We start from the raw sequence: 25735 nt of genomic DNA, 5'->3' as shown, positions 1-25735 counted from the left end.
TCTCATGGCTGTAGATCGGGAGCGAGTACTGCGGGATGCCGCCGGACTGCTGATGCGGAAGTCCGGGGCGACGATGGACGAGGTCGCGCGGGCGGCCGGGATCAGTCGCGCGACGCTGAACCGGCAGTTCGCCGGACGCGACGCACTCGTCCGGGCGCTCGAGGAGCTCGGACTCACCGAGTGCGAGAGCGCAGTGGAGAAGGCAGACATCGACGACGGTCGGGCCGCAGACGCGGTGCGACGGCTGGTGCGAGAGCTGGAGCCGGCCGCGGGCCTGCTCGCGTTCCTGTACTCGGAGAACCAGCTCTTCGAAGGCGACGGGCAGAACGAGGGCTGGGCCCGCCTGGATGCCCGCATGGTCGCGCTGTTCCGGCGCGGTCAGGAGGCCGGCGAGTTCCGGATCGACCTCAGCCCGGTCTGGTTGAGCGAGGCGCTCTACGGCTTGCTGGTCTCCGCGGCCTGGACGATCTACGAGGGCCGCGTCGCCTCCCGGGATTTCACCTCGAACATCACCGAGTTGCTGCTCGGCGGCGCAGTACGGAGAACGGAATGAAGCAGCAGGTCATCCGGCCCGGGCGCTGGCTGGCGCTCGGCGTACTCGTGCTTGCCGTGCTGCTCGTCGCGGTCGACGCGACGGTCCTCGGCCTGGCAACTCCGTTCCTCACCGAGGATCTGAAGCCGTCGGGCACCCAGCTGCTGTGGATCGGCGACGCCTATTCGTTCGTCCTCGCCGGGCTGCTCGTCTCGATGGGCAGTCTCGGGGACCGGATCGGCCGCAAGCGGATCCTGCTCATCGGCGCGACGGCGTTCGGCGCGATCTCCATCCTCAACGCGTACGCGAACTCGGCCGAGCTGATGATCGTCGCCCGAGCGCTGCTCGGTGTCGCCGGCGCGACGCTGATGCCGGCCACGCTCGCGTTGATCCGCAACCTGTTCCACGACCCGCGCGAACGCAGTCTCGCCATCGGCATCTGGGGTGCGTCCGCATCTGCCGGTATGGCGGTCGGACCGATCGTCGGCGGCGTACTGCTGGAGAACTTCTGGTGGGGTTCGGTCTTCCTGATCAACCTGCCGGTCATGGCGGTGCTGGTGGTCGTCGGTGCGAAGCTGCTGCCCGAGTCGCGCAACCCTCGGCCGGGTCCCTGGGATCTGCCCAGTGTCGTCCTGTCGATGGTCGGCATGATCGGTGTGGTCTACGCGATCAAGGAGTTCGCGGCACACGGCTTCGGCTGGATTGCCGTTGCGGCGTTGGTCGTCGGCGTGGCCGCGCTCTATGGATTCGTACGGCGTCAGCGGCGGCTGCCGATCCCGTTGCTGGATCTGCGCTTGTTCCGCCACCGCGGTTTCAGCAGCGCGGTCCTGGCGGATCTGCTCACGATCCTCGGACTGTCCGGCTTGATCTTCTTCCTCTCACAGTACCTCCAACTGGTGCAGGGCAGGGGGCCGTTCGAGGCCGGACTCGCGGAGCTTCCCGCCGCGATCGGGTCGGTTGTCGCCGGTTTGCTGGCGGGTCGCGTCGCACGACGCTTCTCGGTGCGCGCGGTCGTCGCCGGTGGTCTGGCTGCGATCGGCCTGGCGCTGGCTGCGCTCACGACGATCAGCCACACGACCGGGTATCCGTTGCTCGGTGCGGCGCTCCTCGTGGTCGGGGCAGGAGCTGGCTTCGCGTTCACCGTGACGGCTGACGTGATCCTGACCGCAGTCCCGAAAGAGCAGGCCGGCGCGGCGAGTGCGGTGTCCGAGACGGCGTACGAGCTCGGTGCGGCGCTCGGTATCGCGCTGCTCGGCTCGATCGTCGCAGGCATCTACCGAGGCTTCCCGGGCCCGGTCGGTACGCCGGCCGCGGCGCACGAGTCACTCGGCGGCGCCGTCGAGGCCGCGGCGCATCTGCCACCCGAAGCCGCAGCCGCACTGCTGGACGCGGCCCGCCAATCCTTCGCTAGCGGTGTCGCGACGGCGGCGGGTGTGGGCGCCGCGGTTCTGCTGGCGACGGCGGTCGCCGTGTGGTTCCTGCTGCGCGGTCAAACGCTGAGCACGCACGAACAGTAGGCAAAAAGTTTCCATTTCCGCGCTGAGCTCTGGGACATTCCGCCGGAACGGAGTACAAACAGTCCTTGTAGGTCTTACCGCCCCTAGGCCTAGGAGGAATCTGTCATGGCCGGAATCACTGCCGAAGCCTCATGGTTCTGTTGTGGGAACGCATGGGGTCCCTGTGGAAGCGCCGGACACGGCGCATGCGGGACATGCAATTCGGGAAACATGCAGCACGCTTGGCCGAACACCTCGGACTCGTGCTACGCCATCACCCATCCGGACACCTGCGGGATCACCGCGATGTCCCGGCGTACCTGCGGTTTCAGGCACGCCACCACCAGCCTGTGCACCGGCAAGCGGGTGGTCACGTCGATCGCGGACTGCGGTCCGCAGACCGACCTGTTCTGCGGCGAACGGACCTGCTGCGGCGGGAACTGCGCCTCGAACCGGGTCATCGACTTCACGCCGGCCGCGTTCAGCGCGCTCGGCCTCAGCCTGAACAGCGGCCTGTCCCCCGTATCGATCGACGTGGCGTGAGAGGAGAGCCGAGATGACTACCACGATGGACCGTCGTTCCCTGCTCTCCCGCGCGGCCCTCGGCGCGACCGGCCTGGTCGCCGCCAGCGCCCTGGGGTCGCTAGCCCCGGAGACCGCGTTCGCCGCCGGCGCACAGTTCGCGGATGCCGGCCAGCCGGACCCGAACTTCGCCGAAGGCCTGATCACCGGCCGGAACCAGGATCTCCTGCAGGTGCAGGGATCCGACGGCCGCCTGCACCGGATCCAGTTGACCGGTGTGACGAGTGTCTGGAAGCTGCGCCCGACCACGATCGACCAGGCCAAGATCGGCGACGGCCTGTACGCGCGTGGCGTGCTGCTCCCGGACGGAGTACTGGCCGCCGAGGCGGTTTGGGTCAACATCGTCAACCTGACCGTCGCCATCACGTCGATCGCCCGCTCAGGCGTGCAGTTCGACCACCACGGGCAGAAGGTCGTCGGCCACGTCCAGGCCGGTACGACGGCAGCCGTGTACAACGGCACGCCGGCCGTCTCGGACCTGTCGATGCTCAAGGTCGGCCGGCACGCCCAGGTGATCGGCGCCTGGCGACCGGGCACCAACGAGATCGACATCGCGACGATCTACACGTCGAACTGACATGGGTACCGAACAAGTAGCGGCCGCCCAGCCGCTCCTGATCGGCGTACTCCTGCTCTGGTCGTCCTACGGCAAGTTCAAGAATCCCCAGCAGGCGGACCGCACGGCACTCCCCCGCCTGGTAGGCGATTCACGCGCAAAATCCGCCTATCTAGCGGTCGCCGCGCTCGAGGCGCTGATCGCCCTCGGCTTACTTGCACCGCCTTTTACGGCGATCGAGGCAGTTGCCGCTGCTGCACTGGGCCTCGGCTTCACCGGATTCCTCATCTACTCGAAGATCGTCGTACCAGAAGCATCGTGTGGATGTGCGGGGAAGTCGGCCAAACCTGTTGGTTACCGGGCGATCGCACGCGCCTTGTTGCTGTTGGCAACTGCAGTTCTGGCGACGACGGCCACGGGCGGCTGGTGGTCGGCAGGTCTGGCGTTGGTCGTGCTCGTGGCCGAGGCAGCGGTATTCGTGATGTTGTCCGCCGAACTCGACCGCTACTGGCTGCTCCCGATCCGCCGATTCCGGACCAGGCTCAGTCATCCGTACGCCGGTACCGCGTCCAGCACCCCACCACTCGCCGCAACCCAGCGGCGCGTTCTGCTCAGCCCGGCGTACCGCGCGGTCGACGGGATGCTGCGGTCCGACATCCACGACTACTGGGACGACGAGGACTGGCGCTACCTGAGCTACATCGCCAGGTACGACGGCCGCCGCGCGACCGCCGTCTTCGCCGTACCGCACCAAGACTCCACGCCGGAGTCCGTCCGGGTCGCCGTCGTCGACGAGACGTCCGGGCTGACCCTCTACCGCCCGACGGTGCTTGCCACCGCCTAACCCACCCCAGCGACGCCCCCGCGGACCAGATTCGCGGGGGCGTCGTGCTGTTGACAGATCTCATTACTGTTAGGAAGCTTTCCTAATAGTTAGTCCCCTGCAACTCCTCCGCCCCGGAAATCCAGGAGACCTCATGAGACCCCGCTTGATCTGGACTGTCACCGCGCTGGCCGTCGCCACGCTCGGGCTCAGCGCACCACCCTCCGCCACCGCGGCGTCCACCGACTACCAGGCCGAGGATGCGGCCATCTCGCAAGGTGTGGTCGAGTCCAACCATGCCGGCTACACCGGCAGCGGCTTCGTCAATTACGACAATCTCGCTGGCAGTTATGTCGAGGTGACTGCTCCGGCCGGCCCGGCCGACGTCACTCTGCGGTACGCGAACGGTACGGCGGCCACCCGGCCGATGGACATCACCGTCAACGGACAGCCGGGCGCGGTCGGCATCACGTTCCCTGGCACGGGTGCGTGGACGACGTGGAAGACCAAGACCGTTCGTCTGCAGCTTGTTGCCGGCACGAACAAGATCCGCGCCCGCGCGACCAGCGCCGACGGCGGACCCAACGCCGACAAGCTGACCGTCACCCCGACCACCGACGACACCACACCACCGTCGGCGCCCGGCAACCTGACCGTCAGCGACCTCAAGTCGAACGCCGCGACCTTCCATTGGACTGCCGCGACCGACAACGTCGGCGTCGTCCGGTACGAGATCAACCGCGGCGGCAACGTCCTGAAAGTTGTCGACGGCAACACTCTCTCCGCGACCGTCGACACGTTGACCGCGAACACGTCGTACGACATCTCGGTCGGCGCGTTCGATGCCGCAGGCAACGCTTCGCAGCAGAGCAACGTGGTCACGTTCACCACGCCCGGCAGCGGCGACACGCAACCACCGTCGGTGCCTGGGAACCTGCACTCGACCGGCACGAGCGCGAACAGCGTCTCGCTCGCCTGGAACGCATCGACCGACAACAGCGGCAGCATCGCCGGGTACGACGTGTACCAAGGCTCGACGAAAGTCGCGACGACTGGATCGCTGACTACGACGGTGACTGGCTTGACCGCCAACACGGAGTACACGTTCACCGTCAAGGCGCGCGACCCTGACGGCAACGCTTCCGCGGTGAGCAACGCTGTCACGGTTCGTACGTCGACCGGTGGCACCGGCGGGATTCCGGCGTACGACAAGGACATCGCGAAGGTGGATCTCGGCTGGAGTGCGGCGTTCCTGCCGGACGGGTCGGCGCTTGTGACGGAGCGGGACCGGTTCGAAGTACTGCGGGTGACGGCGTCCGGCCAGAAGACGACGCTCGGGAAGGTGCCGGGAGTGGTGACGACCAGCGGTGAAGGCGGCCTGCTCGGCGTCGCGCTGTCGCCGAACTTCGCGACCGACCACTGGGTGTACTTCTACCACACGGCGTCCGGCGACAACCGGATCGTGCGGATGAAGTACGAGGACGGCAAGCTCGCCACGACGTCGTCGCCGGTGCTCACGGGTCTGGCGAAGAACCGGTATCACAACGGCGGACGGATCGCGTTCGGTCCGGACGGGAAGCTGTACGCGACCGTCGGCGACGCCAAGAACTCCGGCAACGCGCAGAACAAGAACTCACTCAACGGCAAGATCCTGCGGATGAACCCGGACGGTACGCCGCCCAGCGACAACCCGTTCTACAGCAGCGGCGGCAACGCCCGATACGTCTGGAGCTGGGGTCACCGCAACCCGCAAGGCCTGGCGTGGGACTCGCACGGCCAACTGTGGGCCGCCGAGTTCGGCGAGAACAGCCAGGACGAGCTCAACCTGATCCAGAAGGGCGGGAACTACGGGTGGCCGTCGTGCGAGGGCACGATCGGCGACTGCTCCGGATACATCGCGCCGAAGCGGACCTGGTCGACGTCGCAGGCCGGGCCGAGCGGCATCGAGATCGTCAACGACTGGATCTACATCGCCGGCGTCACCGGCGAGCAGCTGTGGGTCACGAAGATCAATGCCGCAGGCAACGGTGTCGGGACACCGCAGGCCGTGTTCTCCGGTCGGTGGGGACGGCTGCGCAGTGTCACGCGTACGCCGGACGGCGGGCTGTGGCTGACCTCGACCAACGACGACAAGAACGGCGGGACACCGAGCACGATCGACAACGTGATCGTGCGGCTGAAGTTCTCGTAGCTGCGCGGCCCTCGGCGTCAGTTCCTGCTGGATGGCGTCGAGGGCCCCGGCCGGTAGCTAGCGCAGGTCTCGTTTGTCGATCCAGGTGGAGATCTCGGTCCCGATCTCCTGCGGCCGATCCTCTGCGGCGTGGTGGCCGGCCTTACCCACGTGCACGATGTCGAGCGCGGCGATGTTGGTCTCGCACCAGTTCTTGTAGTTCTGGTCCATGAGCAGGGTCGGGGAGCCTTCGAACGTGAGCAGCAGCTTCGGTACGTCGATGCTCGCGGCGAGCCACGCGTCGTACGCCTCGATCCTGGCGACCAACTCGGCCGGGTCGCCGCCGAGCGGGATCTGGCGGGCCCAGGCGAGGATCGGCTTGCGAGTCTCGGGTGTCGGGTACGGCGCCAGGTAGATCTGCAGGTCCTCGTCGGGGACGGGCGTGAGCACGCCGCCGGTGAAGGCTTGGCGGACAAAGAGGTTCTGTTCGAGGACGAGGTCCTCGCCGGGACCCGTCGTACGGATCAGGCGGGAGCGTTCCGCGGCCTGTGGCGACAGGTCCTCCCACGCCATCGGTTTCACGATGCTCTCGAAGAACGCGATGCCCTTCACACGCTCGGGATGACGCGCGGCCCAGTCGAACGCGAGCGCGCCGCCCCAGTCGTGGCCGACCAGGATCACGTCGTCGAGCTCGAGCGCGTCGAACCAGGCGTCGAGGTAGCGGGCGTGGTCGGCGAACCTGTACTCCAGGTCGGGCTTGCCGGAGCGGCCCATCCCGATCAGGTCAGGCGCGAGCCGGCGTCCTTCACCGACGAGCGGGGTGATGTCGCGCCAGACGTACGACGACGCAGGATTGCCGTGCAGGAAGACGATCGGCGTACCGCTGCCAGTGTCTTCGTAGTGGATTGTCGAGTCGAGCAGATCGATATCAGGCATGACTGTTCCTCACAGTGGAGTGTCGAGAAGTTCGGTGAGATCGCGCACGAAGCTCTTCGTCCGCGCACCCCGGCGTCCCCCGAGCGGCGCCAGCAGTTTGTCCAGCAGGGCAGCGACTTCCGCGATCGCGGGCTCGATGGTCTCGCGTCCTCTTGCAGTCAGCTCGAGCCGCATTGTGCGCGTGTCAACGGCATCCCGGGTCCGCTGCATCAGCCCGTCGGCATCGAGACTGCGCGCCAGCTTCGAGACGTACAACGCCTCCAGCCCGGTGTGATCAGCCAGCTCCCGCTGACTGGGCACCCGCCCGTCCCGCTCGAGCCCGTACAACGACGCCAACATCACATACTGCGCATGCGTCAACCCCCGAGGCGCCAACGCCCGATCCACCGCCACCCGCCACTTCATGGACAACCGCCACACCAAATGCCCCGGAGTCGCTTCAACCATGTCAGATACAGTACATGGCTACTAAGTACATGGCTACTATTTTCAGAACAGGCGGAACTGTTCACACTCGGGATGGAAGCCGGCGGCTCGACGGACAGCTTCGTCAAGCGGTACGCCGTACGTGTGGAGGAAGAAGAGGTTGCTCACAAAGGCGAGCGCGGCGGCTCCGTCCGGGGAGTCAACCGGCGCCACGTAGGACGTCGTACCCGCTGCACGGAAGGCGGCGGACAGGTCGTCGGAGCCGGTGCAGCATCCGAGGTTGACGACGGTTTGCCTTCGAGGCATGCGTGATCGCGGACGTCGCCGGGCGTAATCGGATCTTCGTCGGGGAGCAGGATGCCGTGCTCGTCGCCGTGGCAGGAGACGATCACCACCTGGTCGGTCGGGATCTCCCCGGTCAGCAACTTGATCGCCTCGGCGCGCGAGCCAACCCAATGGCTGCTCGTTCGGTAGTTGAGGCCCTCGAGGACTGCGCGAACGGCGGTTGCTTCCAGGGGGTCTGCGATCGCGATCAGTGTGACGTTCCGCTTAGGGACGTACGGGATCTCGGTCACCTGGCCCGCCCGAAGTCGGCGTAGGTGGGGGTGTTTGTGGTTAGGGCGTGTTGGGCCAGGGATAGGCGGCGGGCCATGGAGGGGCGGAGGTGGGGGGTAGCCTCGGCGAGGGTTAGGTAGTGGTGGGCCCTTGCTTCGGTGGGGTCGAGGGTTAGAGGAACCTCGTCCAGGACGCCGCCGTCGAAGACGAAGGCGAGGGCGTCGGACCAGGGGCCTAGGGCGGGGACCCAGTCGACTACCAGGAGGCGGCCTATCTGCAGGTCGAGGCCGATTTCTTCTTTGACCTCGCGGCGGCAGGCCTCGTACGGCGATTCGTCGTACTCGACGATGCCGCCGGGGATGTCGAGCGTGGGTTTGTAGGTGGGCTCGAGGAAGAGGATGCGGCCGGCGCGGTCGCGGATGAGCGCGCCACCGGCTGCCGTCTTGCGGGGCAGGCGGGCGGCGATGCCGGGGTTGAACTCCTTCTCCGGCTCCCCCTCGGCGGCGAGATCGTTCTGTCGGTTCACGGGTCTAGTGTCGGGCAAACCACGACCGAGGAGACCGAGGAGAGGTACTGCGATGCTGCGAGGACGTTCGGAGAAGGGGCATTGGTTCGGGACCGTGATCGACGCGCCGGACCCGCAGGCGCTCGGCATGTTCTACCACGCGGTGCTCGGCTGGGAGATCCACAAGAACGAGCCCAACGAGTTCACCCTCGCGGTCCCCGGCAACTCCGAGACCTACCTCGCGTTCCAGGCGCAGACCTCCGCGCCCTGGGCCCGCCCGGTCTGGCCGGCCGCCGAGGGCGAGCAGCAGATGATGATGCACCTGGACATCGAGGTCGGCGACCTGAACGCCGCGGTCCAGCACGCCGTGGAGCTCGGCGCCACACTGGCCGAGTTCCAACCGCAGGACGACGTCCGAGTCCTCTTGGACCCGGCCGGCCACCCCTTCTGTCTCTACGCCAACGGCTGAAGTTGCGTGCGGAGGTAGGTGAGTTTGTCGGGGTTGAGGATGGCGCGGATCGTGGTGATGCTGCCGTCGTGGATCTCGGGGATGAGGACAGCGGTGAGGTCGCCGGATTCGTGGACGAGGATCGCGGTGGCGTTGTTGATGTCGGCAACGGATAGGTGGGCGGCCGGTGCGCGCGGGCTGGACGCGAGTCCGGCCAGGTAGTGGGCGGCGTTGGAGCGGCCGAAGATCGGTTCGCGCGCGGCGATCGCCTTACCGCCGCCGTCGGCCCAGATCGCGGCGTCCTCGGTCAGGATCGCTTCCAGCCCCGCAACATCGCCCTCGACGGTGGCCGCGATGAAGCGTTCGACCAGCTTGGTCCCGTCAGCAGGCCGTACGTCGAACCGGCGCCGCGCCTCACCGAGCCGGGCCAGCGCTCGGTGGTACAGCTGCCGGGCATTCGCCTCGTCGACGCCAAGGACCTCCGCGCTCTCACGGTGCGTGTAGTCGAACGCCTCCCGCAGTACGAAGACGGCCCGCTCCGGCGGCGTGAGCTTCTCGAGCAGGACGAGGAATCCGAGCGACACCGTGTCCCGACGCTCCATCAGCTCGGCAGGATCGTTGCCCGTAGCAACCGGCTCGGGCAGCCACGGGCCGACGTACCGCTCACGACGGGCGCGCGCCGAGGTCAGCCGGTTGATGCACAAGTTGGTGACGACCGTGGTCAGCCAGGCAGCTGGCGTCCCCACCGCGGCAGGCCGCGATCGCCAGCGCAGGTACGCGTCCTGGACGACGTCCTCCGCCTCGCTCGCCTCGCCGAGCATCCGGTACGCGATCCCGAACAACCGGCGCCGCTGCTGCTCGAACTCCACAACCTCGATCATCACCCCTCCGGCTTCGAAGGAAAGGGGACCACCTGTTCCCGTTCACCTTCGCGTACGGCGAGCTCCTGCCGCCAGACCGGATTGTCGACAAAGTGGTTGTCGAACCGCTCCGCTGTCGCGAGCACCTCGGCCGGCGACGCCTCGCCGCGGCGGATGCGATCACCCAGCCGGAAGTAGTCGAAGCGGTTGTTCCCCGGAGCCTTGACGATCAGTACGTCGGCGCCGCTGCCCATCGGCGTACCCCAGGCGTGGTGCATCATCGGCGGCACGAGCAGGTAGTCGCCCTTCTCGATCGTCACGACCCGGTCGCCGGCCAGCACCCGGAGCGCGCCGTCGAGCAGGTAGAACATCTCCGGAGACTCCTTGTGGAAGTGCGGCGGCGGGCCGTCGACGCCCGGGCCGAGCGTGGTGCGGACGACGTTCATGATCCCGTCGGTGTGCTCGGCGTCGGCGATCAGCCAGGTTCGGTTGGGCGCCTCGCCCAGCCGTTCGGCGTCGGCGCCGCGGGTCAGGACTGCCTTCATAGCTGCCTCCTCGATTGTGACGACCACCTGACCGAGTGGCCCCCGCGATTCGTGACGTGACCGTCGTCACGTCACATCCGGAGCGGTGAGCGGTGTCTGGTGTTCGTCGAAAGGAGTGCGGACATGCACATCGTCGTACTAGGAGCCGGGTACTCCGGTCTCGTCGCAGCCAAGCTGGCGGCCCGCCGGACGGATTCATCCGTCACGCTTGTCAACGCCCGGGAGACCTTCGTCGAGCGGGTCCGGATGCACCAGCTCGCGTCCGGGCAGCAGCTGCCCGAGCGGCCGATCAAGGACCTGCTCGAGGGGACCGGCGTCGAGTTCGTCGCCGATCGGGTGCAGCGGATCGACGCCGCGAACCGGACCGTCGTACTGAGCGATCGGGAGCTGCGGTACGACGTACTGATCTATGCGCTCGGCAGCCGCGCGGACCTGAACTCGGTGCCTGGGGCCAACGAATACGCGTACACCGTGGCTGATGTGGACCACGCGGGTAAGCTCCGGGAGCGCCTCCGCAGCAGCGGAACCATCGCTGTCGTCGGCGGTGGGCTGACCGGGATCGAAGCCGCGACCGAGCTCGCCGAGACGTACCCGGATCGGGTCGTTCGACTGGTCACGAGCGGTCGACTCGGCTCCGCTCTGTCCGAGCGCGGCCGTAAGCACCTGCACGGCGCGTTCGACCGCCTCGGCATCGAGCTCGTGGAGAATGCGCGCGTCGCCGCCGTGGACGCCGACGGTCTCAAGCTGGACGACGGAGATCGCGTGGCCGCCGACGTCGTGGTGTGGACGACCGGGTTCGAGGTGTCCCCGCTGGCCGCCGAGGCTGGGTTCGCCGTCGACGCGCACGGTCGGATGCAGGTCGATGCGACGCTGCGTTCCACGTCGCACCCGGACGTCTACGCGGTCGGGGATGCAGCCGCGGTACGCCGTACCAGCGGTCAGGAGCTGCGGATGGCGTGCGCGACCGGTCTGCCGGCGGCGGCCCACGCCGTACGGTCGCTCAAGGCCCGTCTCGAGGGGCACGAGCCGAAGCCGCTGCGGTTCCGCTACATCAACCAGTGCATCAGCCTGGGGCGCCACGACGCGCTGATCCAGTTCGTCCACGCGGACGACTCGCCTCGCAAGGCGGTGCTCACCGGGCGGGCCGCCGCCCGCTACAAGGAAACGATTGTCCGCCTCGCCTACCTCACCCAACGGCGCCCCGGCCTGACCGCCTTGACCTGATCGATCAGTTTTCAAGAAGCGCCCGGCGTACGGCGGCTCTTAGTGTTTGGAGTGTTCAGACCGACCGAGAGGACACTCCGATGGCCACCACGAAGAAGACAGCAGCCAAGGGCAAGTCGTACGAGGGGTTCACCGAGGACGAGGTCGCCGCGATGAAGGAGCACGCGAAGGACCTCAAGAGCAAGCAGGACCCGACCGAGGCGCAGCTGGCGAAGATCGCGGGCATGGCCGACGGCGACCGCGAGATGGCCCAGCGGCTGCACGACCTGATCGCAGCCGAGGTGCCGGAGCTGTCGCCGAAGCTCTGGTACGGCATGCCCGGCTGGACCCTCGGCGGCAAGAACGTCTGCTTCTTCCAGGACGCCGCCAAGTTCAAGGCCCGCTACGCCACCTTCGGCTTCAGCGACGAAGCCAAGATCGACGACGGCGACCTCTGGCCCACGTCCTACGCCGTCAACAAACTCACCCCCGCAATCGAAAGGAAACTCATCACCCTGGTGAAGAAGGCCGTCCGCTCGTAATGACGCCGGACCCAGCCCTCGCGGCGTTCGACGCGCTGATCGGACGTGGGGCCACGCGCCGGGAACTCGACCGCGGAGGTCGCGCACTCCGGTGGATCGAGGCGGGCGAAGGTCCGAGCGTCGTACTCGAGGCAGGGGCGATGTCGCCGGTCGTCGGGTATGCGGCCGTGTTCAGGGAACTGGCTGCCGACTTCCGCGTGATCGCCTACGACCGAGCAGGGTACGGCGCGAGCGATCCTGCTCCCCTGAGCTTGGACCTCCAGGTCGACGACCTGACCGCCGTACTCGAGGAAACCGGGCCAAGCGTCGTCGTGGGGCACAGCTGGGGTGGGCTGCTCGCCCAGCTCGCCACCTGGCGCCGGCCCGACCTGGTGAGCGGGCTCGTGCTCCTCGACCCGTCGCATGAGACCTTCTGGCGCGACGCCGAGCCTGAACCACACCCGGATCGCACCCGCCCGCCTGCGGACGACCCTCGTACCAAGGACGTGCTGAACTTCGGCGCGGAGCTGGCGGCCGACGTCTCCCGCAGCGTGGCGGCCGATCGAGACCTGGAGCACCTGCTGACCGAGGCATGCCACTCGTACCTACAGACCGACGACCAGCTCTTCAGCTATCTCGACGAGCTGCCGATGATCCTCGACCACATCGACGACCTGGGCACCCGTCGTGCGCGGGCCGCCTGGCCGAAGATCCCGATCGTCGTGCTCACCGCCACCAAGGGCAGGCCCGCGGAGTTCACTCCTCAAGTCATCGCAGTCCAGGACCGCCTGGCCGCTCAATCCGGCGCCCGCCACCAGGTAGTTCCCGACTCCGGGCACTACCTTCACATTGATCGGCCCGAGCTGGTTGCCGGATGCGTCCGGGAAGTTGCCTCAGGCGCCAGCTGAGGGTTTGTGGAGGGTGCCGGTGTCGTCGAGGTTTGTGAGGAGGGTGGGGAGGGCGACGGTCAGCATTTTCTTGCGGACTGCGCCGAGGAGTTTGGACATCGCGAAGCCGGTGATGCCGACAAAGCCGGTGTGGTGGTAGGTGAAGCGGGTGCCGTCGGCTGTCGGCTCCAGGAGGTAGGTCACGTAGCTCGGCGGCTCGCCCTCGGAGCCGACCCAGGTGTAGCACAGGAACTCCTGGTCGCGGACCTCCAGCACCTCGCAGTCGACGATGCCCCGCCATCCGGGCACCGGCTTGGCGACGAACTGGAAGTGGTTGCCGACCACGGGCTCGAAACCGACCGCACGGGCGCCCTGGCCGGTCGAGGTCCAGTACGGGATCAGGTCCGGGTCGGTCATCGCCTGCCAGACCTTCCTCGGCGAATGGGGATAGTCGCACACGATCTTGATCTCGGCCATGAAGCCCTCCAAGAAGAATTCAGTGACTAGAAATTTAGAGTAACAGTATATTTCTGGTGACTGTAGTAGTCTGCGGCCATGAGCACGGAGGGCCTGCGAGAGCGGAAAAAGCGCGCGATGCGCCGGCAACTGTCCGACACGGCCGCGCAGATGTTCCTCGAGCACGGGTACGACGCCGTACGGGTGGCCGATGTCGCCGAGGCCTGCGGTGTCTCCGAGAAGACCGTGTTCAACTACTTCCCGAGCAAAGAGGCGCTGGTCCTCGACCGCCTGGAGCCGACCGCCGACGCACTGCGTACGCACCTGGCCGACCCGACGCTCCCCCCGGTAGCCGCGATGCTGAAGGTCCTCGACGACGAACTGCAGAGCCTCAGCGCGAGCCTGACGACCGCGCCCGACCAGGTCGAGGCGGTGACCCGCTACCGCAAGTTCGGGGACCTCATTCAGGAGGCGCCGTCATTGCGGGCGTACCAGAGCGACATCGCCGAGCGGTTCGCCGATGTTGCGGCCGAAGTACTGGCCTCCCGGCTCGGACTCGAGCCCGCAGACCCGGAGCCTCAGGTCGCCGCAGCCGCACTGCTCGGTCTGTGGAAGATCCAGTTCCGCGCGATGCGGACCCACCTGCGTCCAGGGCGCCCGATCCAGGACGCAGTCGACGCCGCGGCCTCCGAGGTCCAGCGCGCTGCCGCCCTGATCGAGGCGGGCCTTGCCACGCTCCCGAACCGGGCGGAGCAGGTCACCAAAGCGGGTTAGCGCCTCGTGGCACAATCTGCCGGGTGCAGATCGGGATGTTGGGGCCATTCGAGGTTCGTGCGGACGATGGCGGCATCGCCGACGTGCCGGGCGCGCGGTTGCGCGCGCTGCTGATTGCCCTGGCTCTCGAACCCGGGCGCGTGGTCCAGAAGGCGACGCTGGTCGACTGGATCTGGGGTGAGCAGCCGCCGGCCGACGCGGCGAACGCCTTGCAGCGCTTGGTTTCCCGGCTCCGGAAGGTGCTCCCTGAGGGGTCCGTCGAAGGTCACACGGACGGCTACCGCCTGCAGGTGGATCCCGACGCGGTGGACGCCGTACGGTTCGAGCGACTCGTTGCCCGGGCCCGCACCGACCAGGATCCGCAGGGCGTCCGACTGCTCCGCGAGGCACTGGAGCTGTGGCGCGGTGCCGCGATGCAGGACGTCGGGCTCACTGAGAGCGGTGCGTTCGACGCGGCTGTGACCCGGCTCGACGGTCTCCGGCTGACCGCCATGGAGGATCGGTACGACGCCGAGATCGCCCTCGGCCGCGGCGCCGAGATGGTGACGGAACTGACCGACCTCGTCGCGGCGAACCCGGTCCGCGAACGCCTCGTCGCCGCGTTGATGCGCGCCCTCGTCGCGTCCGGCCGCGACACCGAAGCGCTCCGCGTGTACGAGCGCACCCGAGAAACGCTCGCCGACGAGCTCGGCGTCGACCCTTCACCCGAGCTCTCCGCACTCCACGTCGCCCTGCTCCGCGGCGAGCTGGTACGACGGGACGAGAAGCGCAACACCAACCTCCGCGAAGAGCTCACGACGTACGTCGGGAAGGACGCCGACATCGCCGCCGTGCGCGATCTCATCGGCGAGCACCGGCTCACCACGCTCATCGGGCCGGGCGGATCGGGGAAGACCAGGCTGTCCGCGGAGACCGCGCGTACGCTCCTCGGCGATCTGCCCGACGGAGCCTGGATGGTCGAGCTCGCAGCCATCGGCCCCGACGGCGACGTGGCGCAGGCGACCCTCTCGGCCCTTGCGCTCCGGGATGCGCTGCTGGGCGACGTACCGGAGGCAGATCCGACCGACCGCGTGATCGCCGCGGTCCGCGAGCGGGCCATGTTGCTGATCCTCGACAACTGCGAGCACGTGATCGAGTCGGCGGCGGCGTTCGCCCACCGGATCCTCGGCGAATGCCCGCGGCTGCGGATCCTCGCGACGAGCCGCGAGCCGCTCGGCATCACCGGTGAGGCGCTGTGGCCGGTCGCACCGCTCGCGGTCCCCACGGACAGCGGCGAGATCGACTCCTCACCCGCCGTTCGCCTCCTGCAGGATCGTGCCGGTGCAGTGCGCGCAGACCTCACGGCGGACGCGCAGACTTTGGCCACGATGGCCCGTATTTGCAGGGCATTGGACGGTATGCCGCTCGCCATCGAGCTCGCCGCCGCCAGGTTGCGGACCATGTCCTTGGAGCAGCTCGCCAACCGCCTCGACGATCGCTTCCGCCTGCTGACCGGCGGCAGTCGTACGGCGCTCCCCCGGCACCGCACGTTGCGCGCGGTGATCGATTGGAGCTGGGAGCTGCTGTCAGATGCCGAGCGATCGGTCCTGCGCAGGCTCTCGGTCTTCGCCGGCGGCGCGAGCCTGGAAGCAGCCGAACAGGTCTGCCTCGGCGGAGCGGTCGAGTCGTGGGAGGTGCTCGACCTGCTGACCGCGTTGACGGAGAAGTCGCTCGTGGTCACGAAGGACGAAGGCGCTCCGCGCTACCGGATGCTCGGCACGATCAAGGAGTACGCCCAGCAGCGTCTCGAAGAAGCCGGCGAGTCGGATCTGACCCGTCGTACGCATCTCGCGTACTTCACGGATCTCACCGAGACCGCGGACCCGCATCTTCGTCGCGCCGAGCAGCTCGAATGGCTGGCCATTCTCGAACCGGAGCACGACAACATCGCCGCGGCGATGCGGGGCGCGCTCGCTGCTCAAGATGCCGACGGAGCGATGCGGCTGGGCGCGGCAGCCGGCTGGTACTGGTGGTTCGCCGGACACAAGGTCGAAGGCAACGAGTACCTGATGGCTGCGCCCGCCGTACCCGGTGAGGCGTCCGACGAGACCCGGGCCGTGGTGTACGCGTTCGTCACGAACCTGATGACGTCCGGACGAGGGCGCGACCAGTACAACGCGGAGGACTGGATCCGGAAGGCCGCCGATGTCAGCCGCCGGGTCCAGAACCCGCACCCGGCCGTGAAGCTGTCGGCCGCCCTGGAGCGTCTGCTGGACGGACCGAGCGCGTTCGTTTCGGCCTTCGAACCGTTGCTCACCGACGACGATCCCTGGGTCCGGGCGCTGGCCCGCCTGCAGACCGGCAAGATGCGGATCATGCTCGGTGACGGCGACCCGGAGGCTGACGCCCTGCTGGAGGCCGGGCTGGCCGAGTTCCGCGCGATCGGTGAGCGCTGGGGTATGTCGTTCGCGCTGACCGAGCTGGCCGATCGGGTCGCCGTCCGCGGCGAGTTCACCGCTGCCTGCGAGTACTGCGACCAGGCGATCGCGGTCGCCACCGAGGTCGGTGCGACGGAGGACGTCGTACGGACGCGGTCGCGGCAGGCGCAGCTGTACTGGCTGGCCGGTGACCTGGAGTCGAGCGCCGCCGCGATGGCCGAGGCGCAGCGGCAGGCGGAACGGGTCGCGTGGCCGGAGGCGCTGGTCGAGCTGGCGCTGTGCAAGGCCGAACTCGCTCGCTGGAGTGGGGACAACGACGAGGCGCGACGGCAACTCGTTGTCGCGACGACGATGCTGGGACCGGAGGCCGAGCGGCCCAGCCTGCGGATGATCCGGCACGATGTGCTCGGCTACCTGGCCGAGGATCTCGACGAGTCCTGGGAGCACCGCACCGCCGCGATCCAGGCGGCGACCGAGACCGGCCACATCCCGGGCATCGCGCAGGTGCTGGTCGGGATCGCGGATCTGGCGTTGCGCACCGATCAGGACGAGCAGGCCGCCCGGCTCCTCGCGGCGAGCGCTGTGGTCGGTGGTCTGCCGGACCTGTCCAACCCCGACCTGACCCGGATCGAGCAGGAAACGCGCAGTCGCCTCGGTGACACGCGGTTCACCGAGGCGACTGAGGAGGGACGGCAGGCGGACTGGTCCGAGTTGGTCCGGGTCACGCTCGCTTCTTGAAGGTCGAGGTCGCCCAGACGTAGCCGACGACCGCGATCCCGACCAGCCAGGCGAGCGCGGCGAGCAGGTCGCCGGTCGCCGCCGAGCCGTTCAGCAGCCCGCGCAGGGACTCGATGATCGGCGTGAACGGCTGGTACTCCGCGAACTGCTTCACGCCCGGACCCATCTTGTCGGCCGGCACGATCGCGCTGCTGAAGAACGGCAGCATGATCAACGGCACCGAGGCCAGGCCCGCGGTCTCCGGGGTCTTCGCGAACAGCCCGAGAGCAACGGTCAGCCAGCCGGTCGCGAGACCGAGCAGTACGACGATGCCGATGACACCGAGCCACTGGACGAAGCTCGCCGACGGGTTGAATCCGAGCGCGAACGCCACCCCGATGATCGCCGCGATCGCGACCAGGTTGGTCATCAGGCTGGCAATCACGTGGCCGGTCAGCACCGCGCCGCGGGGTACGTCCATCACCTTGAACCGGTTGATGATGCCCTTGGTCATGTCGGAGTTCACCGACGTGGCCACCGATCCCAGGCCGTAGCAAACCGCCAGCAGGAGCATGCCGGGCGTCGCGTAATCGACGTACGGAACACCGACGCTGAACGCGTCGCCGAGCATGTAGACGAACATCAGCATGACCACGACCGGCATCAGCACTGCGTTGAAGACCGAGGTGGGATTGCGGGCGATGTGCTTGAAGTTGCGGCGCAGCATCACCATCGAGGGGTTCTTCATTTCGCGACTACCTCCGCGGTGTCGTGGCCGGTCAGGGCCAGGAAAACGTCATCGAGATCAGGGGTGTGGACAGAGAATTCCTCGGCGTCGAGCGAGTGCTCGTCGAGGCGGTCGAGCAGCGCGCGGACCGACTTGGTACCGCCGTCGCTCGGGACCCGCAGAGTCAGCGCGTCGTCGTCACGGGTCGACTCCGGCAGGACCCCGGCGGCGGCCTCGAGGTCGTCGAAGCTGGCGAACCGGAACCGGACATGCGTGCCGGGGATCTGCCGCTTGAGCTCCTCAGGGGTGCCCTCGGCAACCAACTTGCCCTTGTTCAGGACTGCGATCCGGTCGGCGAGCTGGTCGGCCTCGTCCAGGTACTGCGTGGTGAGGAAGATCGTCACGCCGTCGGCGAGCAGCTCGCGGATGATCGTCCACATCGTCCGCCGGCTGCGCGGGTCCAGGCCCGTGGTCGGCTCGTCCAGGAAGATGATCCGCGGGTTGCCGACCAGCGTCATCGCCAGGTCGAGCTTGCGCCGCATACCTCCGGAGTACGTCGCCGCGGACTTGTCGGCCGACTCCACCAGGTCGAAGCGCTCGAGCAGGTCGGTCACGATCCGCTTGCCGTCCTTGGCCGCCACCGGGCTCAGGTCGACCATCAGCTGGAGGTTCTCGCGGCCGGTCAGCAGCTCGTCGACCGCCGCGAACTGACCGGTGACCCCGATCGCCGAGCGGACCGCCTTGGCCTCGGCGGCGACGTCGTGCTCGGCCACCCGGACCGTGCCGCTGTCAGCCTTGATCAACGTGGTCAGCACGTTGACCGTCGTCGTCTTGCCGGCCCCGTTCGGACCGAGCAGGGAGAAGACGGTGCCCGCGGGTACGTCGAAGTCGATGCCGTCGAGCACGGTCTTGTCGCCGAATGTCTTGCGCAGTCCTGAGACCGCGATCGCCGAAGTTGTCATGGGACTACCTTCGGCAGCCGCCCTGACACGCACCTGACACGCCGCCTACACCGTGTCAGCGCCGCTGTCCTCGGCTCATGACGGTGCGGTGTCAGGGGTCCCGGCCAGAGTCGTCCTTGTCATCACCGACTCTCGCAAAGGACAGACATCATGCCGACCTTCGCCACCCCCGCGCCGATCTCCGCCGACGTCGACATCATCTTCGGGAACGTCACCGTCAAGGCCGGCGACCGGACCGACACCGTCGTCGAGGTCCGCCCGGTCGACCCGGCCTGGGACCTCGACGTACAGGCCGCCGAGCAGGTCGTCATCGAGTTCACCGACGGGAAACTGGTGGTCAAGCACCCGAAGCTGCGGACGCTGTTCGCGAAGAAGTACGGCGAGGTGGCCGTACTGATCGAGCTTCCGACCGGGTCAGACATCCAGGGCTACACCGCCAAGGGCGACTACGTCGTCGAGGGTGAGGTCGGCGCCTGCCAGCTGAAGACCGCGAACGGCGACATCCAGGTCGGCAAGGTCACCGGCGACCTGCGGGCCAAGTCGGCCACCGGCAACATCAGCGTCGACGTGGCGGGCGCCGCGGTCAACGCCCGTACGGCCAGCGGCGACATCCAGGTCGGGCAGCTCGGCAGCGGCGCAGCCGACCTCTACACCGCGACCGGCTTCGTTGCGGTCGGCGTACCGGCCGGCACCGCCGCCCACCTGGATGCCCACACCTCGATCGGCCGCGTGTTCAACGAGCTGGACGCCGAGGAGCAGACCGACCACACCATCGCCGTACGCGCCCGCACCCACAGCGGCAACATCACCGTCCGCCGCGCATAACCCGCCTGAGCTCGTGATGTCACGGCGCCTCGGTCGGCACTGGCAGGGGGTGACCGGCCACGGTGGTGTCCGTCGGAGGTAGTTCACCGGTCAGGAGGTACCTGGTGCCGATTGCGTTCGCTGCGACGTTGACAGCTGCGAGGCGGTTGGCGAAAACGCCGTGTTTACCCGAGTTCAGTTCGGTGACCAGGACCGAAGTCGGCAGCGCCTTGTGCATCTTCAGCGCACCGGCGTACGGCGTGCCTGGGTCACCGATCGAGTTGAACATCAAGACGCCGGGCAAGCCCTCGCCCGTGATCCTGAGGCGGCCGGGGCTGTCGAAGGCCCAGCTCTGGCAGGCGCTGCCGCTGGTCCACATGATGTACCAGGCGAATTGTGAGGTCCGGGCGAGCTTGTCCGCGTCGTGCTCGTACTTCGCCCGGTTCCGCGGCCATTGCGAGTCGGCGCAGATCACTGAGGTGAAGATCGCGTTCGCCTGTTCGCCGTCGGGACTCAGGTCGGGCGCGGCGATGTCGGTCAGCATGCTGTCATCCCCGTCGACGACGTACTCGCTGAGTGCGCCGGTGAATCCGATCCAGCCACCCTCGGCAAACATCGCGCCGTACGCCGTGCCGAGCAGTTCGCCACCGCCGACGTCTCCGTGCGGGTTGGTACGGAAGTCGGTAAGCGTCTTGTTCCAGGCCGCCCGCACGGCCGGCACGGTCTTGCCCAGATGGAACACGTTGTTGTACTTGGCAACCCAGGGCAGGTAGTCGTGGTCGAACCGCTGCTGGAACGCCGCCGCCTGATCGATCCAGACCTGGTACCAAATGTCCTTCGGGGTCGGATCCATGTTGCCGTCAAGAATCATCCGGCCGACGCGTCGCGGGAACAACTGCCCGTACACGGCGCCGAGATAGGTGCCGTAGGACAGACCCAGATAATTCAGCTTCTGCTCGCCCAGCGCGGCGCGGACGGCGTCCATGTCACGAGCCCCGTCGACCGAACCCAAGTGGGGAAGGATCGCTTTGTTGTTGGTCTGGCAGTCCTGTGCATAGCTGCTCCAGAGCTTCCACAGCTCGTTGCGGCTCGACTTCGCATCCGGGTCCGGCTGCGGGGCGCCGAAGTGATCAGGAGCCGCACAGCTCACCGGCGCGCTCAGAAAGACGCCGCGCGGATCGAATCCGATGATGTCGTAGGCATCCAGAACGGCGGTGTCGAGCTGGGTGAAGCCGGTGGCGTCCGGTCTGCTCAGCGATCCGGCGTACGCAGCACCGCTCACGCCCGGGCCGCCCGGATTCACCACCAGCGAGCCGATCCGCTTCGCTGGTTTGTTGGCCGCGTGCTTGGTCACCAGCAGCGAGATCTTGGCGCCGTTCGGGCGCGAATAGTCCAGCGGGACCTTCAGTGTGGCGCAGGTGAGCGCCGGGTACGGCTCGGCGATATCACTGGGGCAGGTGCCGAAGATCAGGGCCGACGCGGACTTCCTCACTTCGGCACCGGACGGGTTCGCAACGGCAGGCACTGCGGTCGCGATCAGGGCAAGAGTAGAAGCGGCGGTCAGGGCCCATCGAAGACGCATCTGCGAACCACCTTCACGACGTCGAAGACTTCCGCAAAGTATCGCGCGACCGGGTTCCGAACCGCTTGAACTCAGCTACGAAGACGGGTGCTCTCGCTCGGGGCGGGCGGCGAACTGGCCGCCACGCCTCGAGCCTCTCTGCACACGAGGCCGGTCATTCGGCAAAGTCCTCGCTCCGCCAGCACCCGCTACGCCGTTTGCGACAGTCGCGATCTGCTCGCGGAGTCCGTCGAATGCCGGCTCGAAGCGGTGACGCTCGGCCTCGCCAATCCCGTGTGCGGCAGCGACTCTGCGCCAGTCGGCCGTTGCATCGCCAACCTCGCGCAGGATCCGCTGCGCATCCCGCGCGTTCAGGTCGAAGGTTTGGGCATACGTCATCAGTCCAGTGAGCTCATCCGCTCGGCTGCGCGCGCCGCCGATTCCGGTCACACGGGCTTCGGAAACGATCGGGTTCGGGTTGATGTCGAAGACCGGCGACAGACCCCATCCGCCTGCCTCACGCAGGAACCCATGATTGCGCAGGTGATCGTCGGTGTTGTGGATCGCAACCGAGAAAGCGATCCGCCGCCACAACTCGTGGAGGTCGGCCTTGACCCGCGCACCATGCTCGGTCAGCGTCTCCGCGACTTCGACATAGTCGCGTACGTCGCCGTCGCGTCCTTCGACCAAGGTCATCGCGCTGATGTACCCGCGACGCTGTACGCCGTCACGGTCGAACCGGTCAAGCACCAGGACATGCCGGCCGCCGATCTGTAGCAACTCGGTTCCCGGAACCTCGATCCCGGCCCGCTCCGCCAGGTCCAAGGCTGTCTTCTCCCAGGCCATCACATCCCAGTCATCGCCGCGGTGCGGGAACTTCGCGATCAGCAAGCGATCTCCCTCGCGGACCGATGCCTTTGGTCGCGCCCCACCGAGTGAACCCGAACCCGCGTCCAATAGCGCCTTTATCGCGGTCAAGTCGTCGCCATCGCCGACCACCTGATCAACGGCCTGTAGCAGGCGCGGCAACTCGACCAACTTCGGCACCTGCAGGTCCGGGTCGAGAAAGGGGCCTTCGGCTGTAGACCTGAATCGGAGCGCGCCTTGGCGCGTCAGATCACTGACTCCGACGAGGAAGTCGGCATCGCCGAGAGACGGCGCGGTGCGCGCCTCTCGAAGCGCGAGCGCCTGGAGGCGCTTGGTGATCAGACCCCGGCCCCATCGGTCCGGTGAACAATCGGCGAACGCACCCGGAAGCCCATCAGTTTGTTGAGGCCCGGCAAACAGCCCGAGAGCTGGGTCGATGGGATAGGCACGTTTGTCGGCGAGATAGCTCGGAGCATATTGGAACGAGGTCGAGGACGTACCTCGACGGCGACTGAGGTACGCCGATCCGACCTCGACAGGCTCGCCATCGAGATCGACAGAGACCAAGAGTGAGCCAGTCATCGCCGGACTCGCTTCGGAAGCACCTCGTCCGCGCGCGCCCGCCCCAGATCGGTCTCGTAGGGATCGAAGGCGTCGACCACGCGGTCAAGAACGCCGAGAGCCCGCGCCACGTTCAGCAGAACGTCGAGCCCCACAGTCATCTCACCGTTCTCCAGCCTGCGCAGCGTCCCGCGCGAGATCCCCGCCCGCTCAGCCACCTGCGCAGCAGTCAGCCCCTGAAGCTTCCTCCACGCCGCGAGATGCCCACCAATCCGCTCGGCCCCCAACCGAGCCCGAGTCGACACCGGCCTCGCCATCACACACCACCTCCCCTCCTAATGACCGCTGCATGAACCACTATAGCCGATAATGGTGCATCCGGCGGTCCTTAACTGGCCGTGACGAGGCGCCCGCTCGCCGACCGTTCTACGCCGTCAATCCTCGTCCGGGCTCTCGGACGCCGGCGGCATGCTTGGCGTCTGCTCTGGCCACGCTGCCGGAGGCGCCCCAAATGCGCGGCGACCGGCTCTCACCGCCAGAGCGGCGAGAGCGGCGTTGGCACCACCACCGATCACAACGCCGATGCCGAACGGTGTCACTCGACCAAGCACGATGATCCCCTGCTTGGTGCCGTACTTCGTCACGAAGTTCTTTCCGAGGACCTTGTTGATCTGGCGCAACGTCTCGACCGGCACCTTGGCGACCACCTGACGCCCCCAGTGTTGCCCCGTCCGTTCGGCAACCTTGCCGATGGTGGCAGAGCCGGATCCACCGAGCAGGATGCCCATGACGATCGTCCGGCGGCGTTCGATCTCGTCGATGGGGACTCCGTGAACTTCGGCGATCGACAACGCGAAGAGCGCGCTCAACTCGAGAGTCGAAAAACCCTCGCCTGCCGACAGCGCCAGCGCGACTCCCGTGCCAACGCCCGGCGCGGCTGCAACTCCTCCCACTGCGGCGCCCGTCCCGGTCAGGGCACTGACGTACATCCTCTCCAGACTGCGGATCACTTGCGCCGGAGTCGCCTCCGGCTTCCGCTGGCGCGCCCGAGCAATGTTCCTGTACACCAGCGAACTCTGAACGGCGATCGCCTTGTCCAGGACGTCAAGTAGTCGCTGACCGGCCACCCCCGGCCCCGATTCGCCCTGAGCATCTGTAGCCATGCTTTGAACCCCCTAGGTCGTCACGTCCCGGAGAGTCTCCCACTGAACCAGCACTCAACGTCAGATAAATCAGGCTGGCGCCGGAGCGACCCATACGCGCTTGACGATGTCGCCTTCCACGGCTTCTTGCCTGAGGCATGCATTCACCGTGACACGGGGCGCGCCCACTGCACTGGCAGCGGCCGGACGGGTCGCTGGCGCGCGGCCCTGGCGTTGACACTTGCCGATATAGGCATATGATTTTCGCCATGGTTCGAAGCGAGTGGAGGAACTGATGGCCGGCAAGGTCTTCTTCGGTGTGACGATGTCGCTGGACGGTTTCATGGCACCGGAGCACGTGCCGGCCGAGCTCGTGTTCACATCTGAGGGGCAGGACGATCCCAGGGCGCAGCGCTGGTTGAGGAAGTGGTCGGAACTGCAGGCGTGGGCGTTCCCGCAGCGCCACTTCCGGGAGAACCTCAAGCTCGGCGAGGGCGGCGAGGAGGGGGTCGACAACGACCTCTCCCAGGAGACGCACGAGCGCATCGGCGCCAACATCATGGGCAAGCGGATGTTCGAGGCCGGCGAGCTGTCGTGGCCGGAAGAGGCGCCGTTCCACACCCCGGTGTTCGTCCTCACCCACACCGAGCGCGAGCCGTGGGAGCGGCCGGGCGGTACGACGTTCCACTTCGTCAACGACGGCATCGAGAGCGCGCTGTTCCAGGCACGCGCGGTCGCCGGCGACCGCGACATCCGCATCTCCGGCGGCGCCGAGACGATCCAGCAATACCTGGACGGCGGTCTGATCGACGAGTTCTCGATCAGCCTCTCGCCGGTGCTCTTCGGCACCGGGATCCGCCTGTTCGATCATGTGGATCCGGACCGCATCGCGCTGGACCAGACGCGTTCGGTCGCGTCACCCCGGGTGACCCACCTGACCTACACCACCTCGAAACGGTAATTGGCTCTCGTCATGTCAAAGCGGCTCGGTCGGCTCCGACCTGGTGGTGAGCATCTCCCATCGAGCTGAAGGAGCGACACCATGGCTGTGGTCCGGGTTCACAACTTTTCGATTTCGCTGGACGGTTTTGGGACCGGCGAAGGTCAGTCGCTGGAGGTCCCGTTCGGGCACGCCGGTGAGCGGCTGCACGAGTGGTTCGTCGGCACGCGGTTCTTCCGCGCGCAGGACGGCCTGTCCGGCGGCACGCAGGGCGCCGACAACGCGTTCGCCGAGCAGCACAACCGTGGGATCGGCGCGGAGATCATGGGCGCCGGCAAGTTCGGTCCGCCCGGATGGCAGGACGACCCCGACTGGAAGGGCTGGTGGGGCCCGAACCCGCCGTACCACACTCCCGTCTTCGTCCTGACCACCCGCCCGCGCCCGTCGATCGATATGGACGGCGGCACCACGTTCCACTTTCTCGACGCCACCCCGGCCGAAGCTCTCGCCCAGGCCCGCGAGGCCGCCGCGGGCGCTGACGTACGCATCGGCGGCGGCCCCACCGTGGTCCGCGACTTCCTGGCCGAAGGTCTGATCGACTACATGCACGTAGCCCAGGTCCCGATCGTGCTGGGCCGCGGCGTACGCCTCTGGGACGGCCTCGAATCCCTCGAACAGGCCTACACGATCGAGCCCGTCTCGACCCCGAGCGGAGTAACCCACCTGACCTTCACCGCCAGGCGCTAACTCGCCAGCACCTCT

General features: G+C 67.4%; 28 protein-coding genes. 15 read left to right on the top strand and 13 right to left on the bottom strand.

Annotation, left to right across the window (positions count from 1 at the left end):
* The first annotated feature begins 4 nt into the window (after positions 1-4).
* The 6 genes from EV653_RS01520 to EV653_RS01495 all read left to right on the top strand — a co-directional run bounded on the left by EV653_RS01520 (position 5) and on the right by EV653_RS01495 (position 6180).
* Positions 5-553 (top strand): TetR/AcrR family transcriptional regulator, encoded by a 549-nt coding sequence (locus EV653_RS01520; RefSeq protein WP_134097197.1) that lies wholly within the window; start codon positions 5-7, stop codon positions 551-553.
* Positions 550-2049, top strand: a complete 1500-nt coding sequence (locus tag EV653_RS01515; RefSeq protein WP_134097195.1) for an MFS transporter — start codon at positions 550-552, stop codon at positions 2047-2049. Before EV653_RS01520 ends, EV653_RS01515 begins: the two co-directional genes overlap by 4 nt.
* Before the next feature lie 210 nt (positions 2050-2259).
* A complete protein-coding gene (locus EV653_RS01510; protein WP_238159496.1) occupies positions 2260-2571 on the top strand; it encodes a septal ring lytic transglycosylase RlpA family protein in 312 nt (103 codons plus the stop codon).
* Positions 2572-2584: 13 nt separating this feature from the next.
* Positions 2585-3187: a cell wall protein gene (locus EV653_RS01505; protein ID WP_134097191.1), complete on the top strand. Its 603-nt coding sequence runs from the start codon at positions 2585-2587 to the stop codon at positions 3185-3187.
* Position 3188: 1 nt separating this feature from the next.
* A complete protein-coding gene (locus EV653_RS01500) occupies positions 3189-4010 on the top strand; it encodes a MauE/DoxX family redox-associated membrane protein (protein ID WP_134097188.1) in 822 nt (273 codons plus the stop codon).
* Positions 4011-4143: 133 nt separating this feature from the next.
* Complete coding sequence (locus tag EV653_RS01495) at positions 4144-6180, top strand: PQQ-dependent sugar dehydrogenase (protein ID WP_134097186.1); 2037 nt, start codon at positions 4144-4146, stop codon at positions 6178-6180.
* A 57-nt stretch (positions 6181-6237) separates the two neighbouring features.
* Here the strand turns inward: EV653_RS01495 and EV653_RS01490 are convergent, their stop codons facing one another.
* The 4 genes from EV653_RS01490 to EV653_RS01475 all read right to left on the bottom strand — a co-directional run bounded on the left by EV653_RS01490 (position 6238) and on the right by EV653_RS01475 (position 8602).
* A complete protein-coding gene (locus tag EV653_RS01490) occupies positions 6238-7095 on the bottom strand; it encodes a haloalkane dehalogenase (RefSeq protein ID WP_134097184.1) in 858 nt (285 codons plus the stop codon).
* Between the two features lie 9 nt (positions 7096-7104).
* The gene (locus EV653_RS01485) at positions 7105-7542 is read right to left on the bottom strand and encodes a MarR family winged helix-turn-helix transcriptional regulator (protein WP_134097182.1); all 438 of its coding nucleotides are present in this window, start codon (positions 7540-7542) and stop codon (positions 7105-7107) included.
* Between the two features lie 42 nt (positions 7543-7584).
* Positions 7585-7827 carry a hypothetical protein gene (locus EV653_RS01480; protein WP_134097180.1) on the bottom strand — a complete coding sequence of 81 codons (243 nt, stop codon included), beginning with the start codon at positions 7825-7827 and terminating at the stop codon, positions 7585-7587.
* Between the two features lie 265 nt (positions 7828-8092).
* Positions 8093-8602 (bottom strand): NUDIX domain-containing protein, encoded by a 510-nt coding sequence (locus EV653_RS01475; RefSeq protein ID WP_202871450.1) that lies wholly within the window; start codon positions 8600-8602, stop codon positions 8093-8095.
* A 52-nt stretch (positions 8603-8654) separates the two neighbouring features.
* Between EV653_RS01475 and EV653_RS01470 the strand changes: the two genes are divergently transcribed.
* Positions 8655-9050 carry a VOC family protein gene (locus EV653_RS01470; RefSeq protein WP_134097176.1) on the top strand — a complete coding sequence of 132 codons (396 nt, stop codon included), beginning with the start codon at positions 8655-8657 and terminating at the stop codon, positions 9048-9050.
* On the opposite strand, the gene sigJ is transcribed toward EV653_RS01470, so the two are convergent.
* The gene (gene sigJ / locus EV653_RS01465) at positions 9035-9910 is read right to left on the bottom strand and encodes an RNA polymerase sigma factor SigJ (RefSeq protein ID WP_134097174.1); all 876 of its coding nucleotides are present in this window, start codon (positions 9908-9910) and stop codon (positions 9035-9037) included. The two genes, EV653_RS01470 and sigJ, sit on opposite strands and share 16 nt — an antisense overlap.
* The gene (locus EV653_RS01460; RefSeq protein ID WP_134097172.1) at positions 9910-10434 is read right to left on the bottom strand and encodes a cupin domain-containing protein; all 525 of its coding nucleotides are present in this window, start codon (positions 10432-10434) and stop codon (positions 9910-9912) included. The genes sigJ and EV653_RS01460 overlap by 1 nt, the downstream gene beginning before the upstream one ends.
* 123 nt (positions 10435-10557) lie before the next feature.
* Between EV653_RS01460 and EV653_RS01455 the strand changes: the two genes are divergently transcribed.
* From EV653_RS01455 to EV653_RS01445, 3 genes are all read left to right on the top strand, one after another.
* Positions 10558-11658, top strand: a complete 1101-nt coding sequence (locus EV653_RS01455; protein WP_134097170.1) for an NAD(P)/FAD-dependent oxidoreductase — start codon at positions 10558-10560, stop codon at positions 11656-11658.
* 80 nt (positions 11659-11738) lie between these two features.
* Positions 11739-12179 (top strand): iron chaperone, encoded by a 441-nt coding sequence (locus tag EV653_RS01450; RefSeq protein WP_134097168.1) that lies wholly within the window; start codon positions 11739-11741, stop codon positions 12177-12179.
* A complete protein-coding gene (locus tag EV653_RS01445) occupies positions 12179-13066 on the top strand; it encodes an alpha/beta fold hydrolase (protein ID WP_134097166.1) in 888 nt (295 codons plus the stop codon). Before EV653_RS01450 ends, EV653_RS01445 begins: the two co-directional genes overlap by 1 nt.
* On the opposite strand, the gene EV653_RS01440 is transcribed toward EV653_RS01445, so the two are convergent.
* On the bottom strand, positions 13052-13522 hold the full coding sequence (locus EV653_RS01440; RefSeq protein WP_134097164.1) for an SRPBCC family protein: 471 nt from the start codon (positions 13520-13522) through the stop codon (positions 13052-13054). The two genes, EV653_RS01445 and EV653_RS01440, sit on opposite strands and share 15 nt — an antisense overlap.
* A 78-nt stretch (positions 13523-13600) precedes the next feature.
* Here EV653_RS01440 and EV653_RS01435 point away from each other — a divergent pair, with 78 nt between their 5' ends.
* The gene (locus EV653_RS01435; protein ID WP_202871449.1) at positions 13601-14275 is read left to right on the top strand and encodes a TetR/AcrR family transcriptional regulator; all 675 of its coding nucleotides are present in this window, start codon (positions 13601-13603) and stop codon (positions 14273-14275) included.
* Between the two features lie 23 nt (positions 14276-14298).
* Positions 14299-17430 carry a BTAD domain-containing putative transcriptional regulator gene (locus tag EV653_RS01430; RefSeq protein WP_134097162.1) on the top strand — a complete coding sequence of 1044 codons (3132 nt, stop codon included), beginning with the start codon at positions 14299-14301 and terminating at the stop codon, positions 17428-17430.
* Here EV653_RS01430 and EV653_RS01425 read toward each other — a convergent pair.
* Both EV653_RS01425 and EV653_RS01420 read right to left on the bottom strand, forming a co-directional pair.
* Entirely contained in the window at positions 17414-18157 is a 744-nt protein-coding gene (locus EV653_RS01425; protein WP_134097160.1) for an ABC transporter permease, read from the bottom strand. The two genes, EV653_RS01430 and EV653_RS01425, sit on opposite strands and share 17 nt — an antisense overlap.
* Positions 18154-19098, bottom strand: coding sequence for an ATP-binding cassette domain-containing protein (locus tag EV653_RS01420; protein ID WP_134097158.1), 945 nt, complete (start codon positions 19096-19098; stop codon positions 18154-18156). Before EV653_RS01420 ends, EV653_RS01425 begins: the two co-directional genes overlap by 4 nt.
* A gap of 150 nt (positions 19099-19248) precedes the next feature.
* On the opposite strand from EV653_RS01420, the gene EV653_RS01415 reads away from it, so the two are divergent.
* Positions 19249-19923, top strand: coding sequence for a DUF4097 family beta strand repeat-containing protein (locus EV653_RS01415; RefSeq protein WP_134097156.1), 675 nt, complete (start codon positions 19249-19251; stop codon positions 19921-19923).
* A gap of 19 nt (positions 19924-19942) precedes the next feature.
* On the opposite strand, the gene EV653_RS01410 is transcribed toward EV653_RS01415, so the two are convergent.
* The 4 genes from EV653_RS01410 to EV653_RS01395 all read right to left on the bottom strand — a co-directional run bounded on the left by EV653_RS01410 (position 19943) and on the right by EV653_RS01395 (position 24054).
* A complete protein-coding gene (locus tag EV653_RS01410; protein WP_134097154.1) occupies positions 19943-21484 on the bottom strand; it encodes an alpha/beta fold hydrolase in 1542 nt (513 codons plus the stop codon).
* Between the two features lie 75 nt (positions 21485-21559).
* Positions 21560-22912, bottom strand: a complete 1353-nt coding sequence (locus EV653_RS01405) for a type II toxin-antitoxin system HipA family toxin (RefSeq protein WP_134097152.1) — start codon at positions 22910-22912, stop codon at positions 21560-21562.
* The gene (locus EV653_RS01400) at positions 22909-23208 is read right to left on the bottom strand and encodes a helix-turn-helix domain-containing protein (protein ID WP_134097150.1); all 300 of its coding nucleotides are present in this window, start codon (positions 23206-23208) and stop codon (positions 22909-22911) included. The genes EV653_RS01405 and EV653_RS01400 overlap by 4 nt, the downstream gene beginning before the upstream one ends.
* Positions 23209-23325: 117 nt before the next feature.
* A complete protein-coding gene (locus EV653_RS01395) occupies positions 23326-24054 on the bottom strand; it encodes a hypothetical protein (protein ID WP_134097148.1) in 729 nt (242 codons plus the stop codon).
* Positions 24055-24316: 262 nt separating this feature from the next.
* Between EV653_RS01395 and EV653_RS01390 the strand changes: the two genes are divergently transcribed.
* Both EV653_RS01390 and EV653_RS01385 read left to right on the top strand, forming a co-directional pair.
* Positions 24317-24994 carry a dihydrofolate reductase family protein gene (locus EV653_RS01390; protein WP_202871448.1) on the top strand — a complete coding sequence of 226 codons (678 nt, stop codon included), beginning with the start codon at positions 24317-24319 and terminating at the stop codon, positions 24992-24994.
* 81 nt (positions 24995-25075) lie between these two features.
* A complete protein-coding gene (locus EV653_RS01385; protein ID WP_134097146.1) occupies positions 25076-25720 on the top strand; it encodes a dihydrofolate reductase family protein in 645 nt (214 codons plus the stop codon).
* The last annotated feature ends 15 nt before the right edge of the window (positions 25721-25735 follow it).

The sequence above is a fragment of the Kribbella pratensis genome, from assembly GCF_004365355.1.
Taxonomy (GTDB): Bacteria; Actinomycetota; Actinomycetes; order Propionibacteriales; family Kribbellaceae; genus Kribbella.
This window is presented reverse-complemented; position numbering and strand designations above follow the sequence as displayed.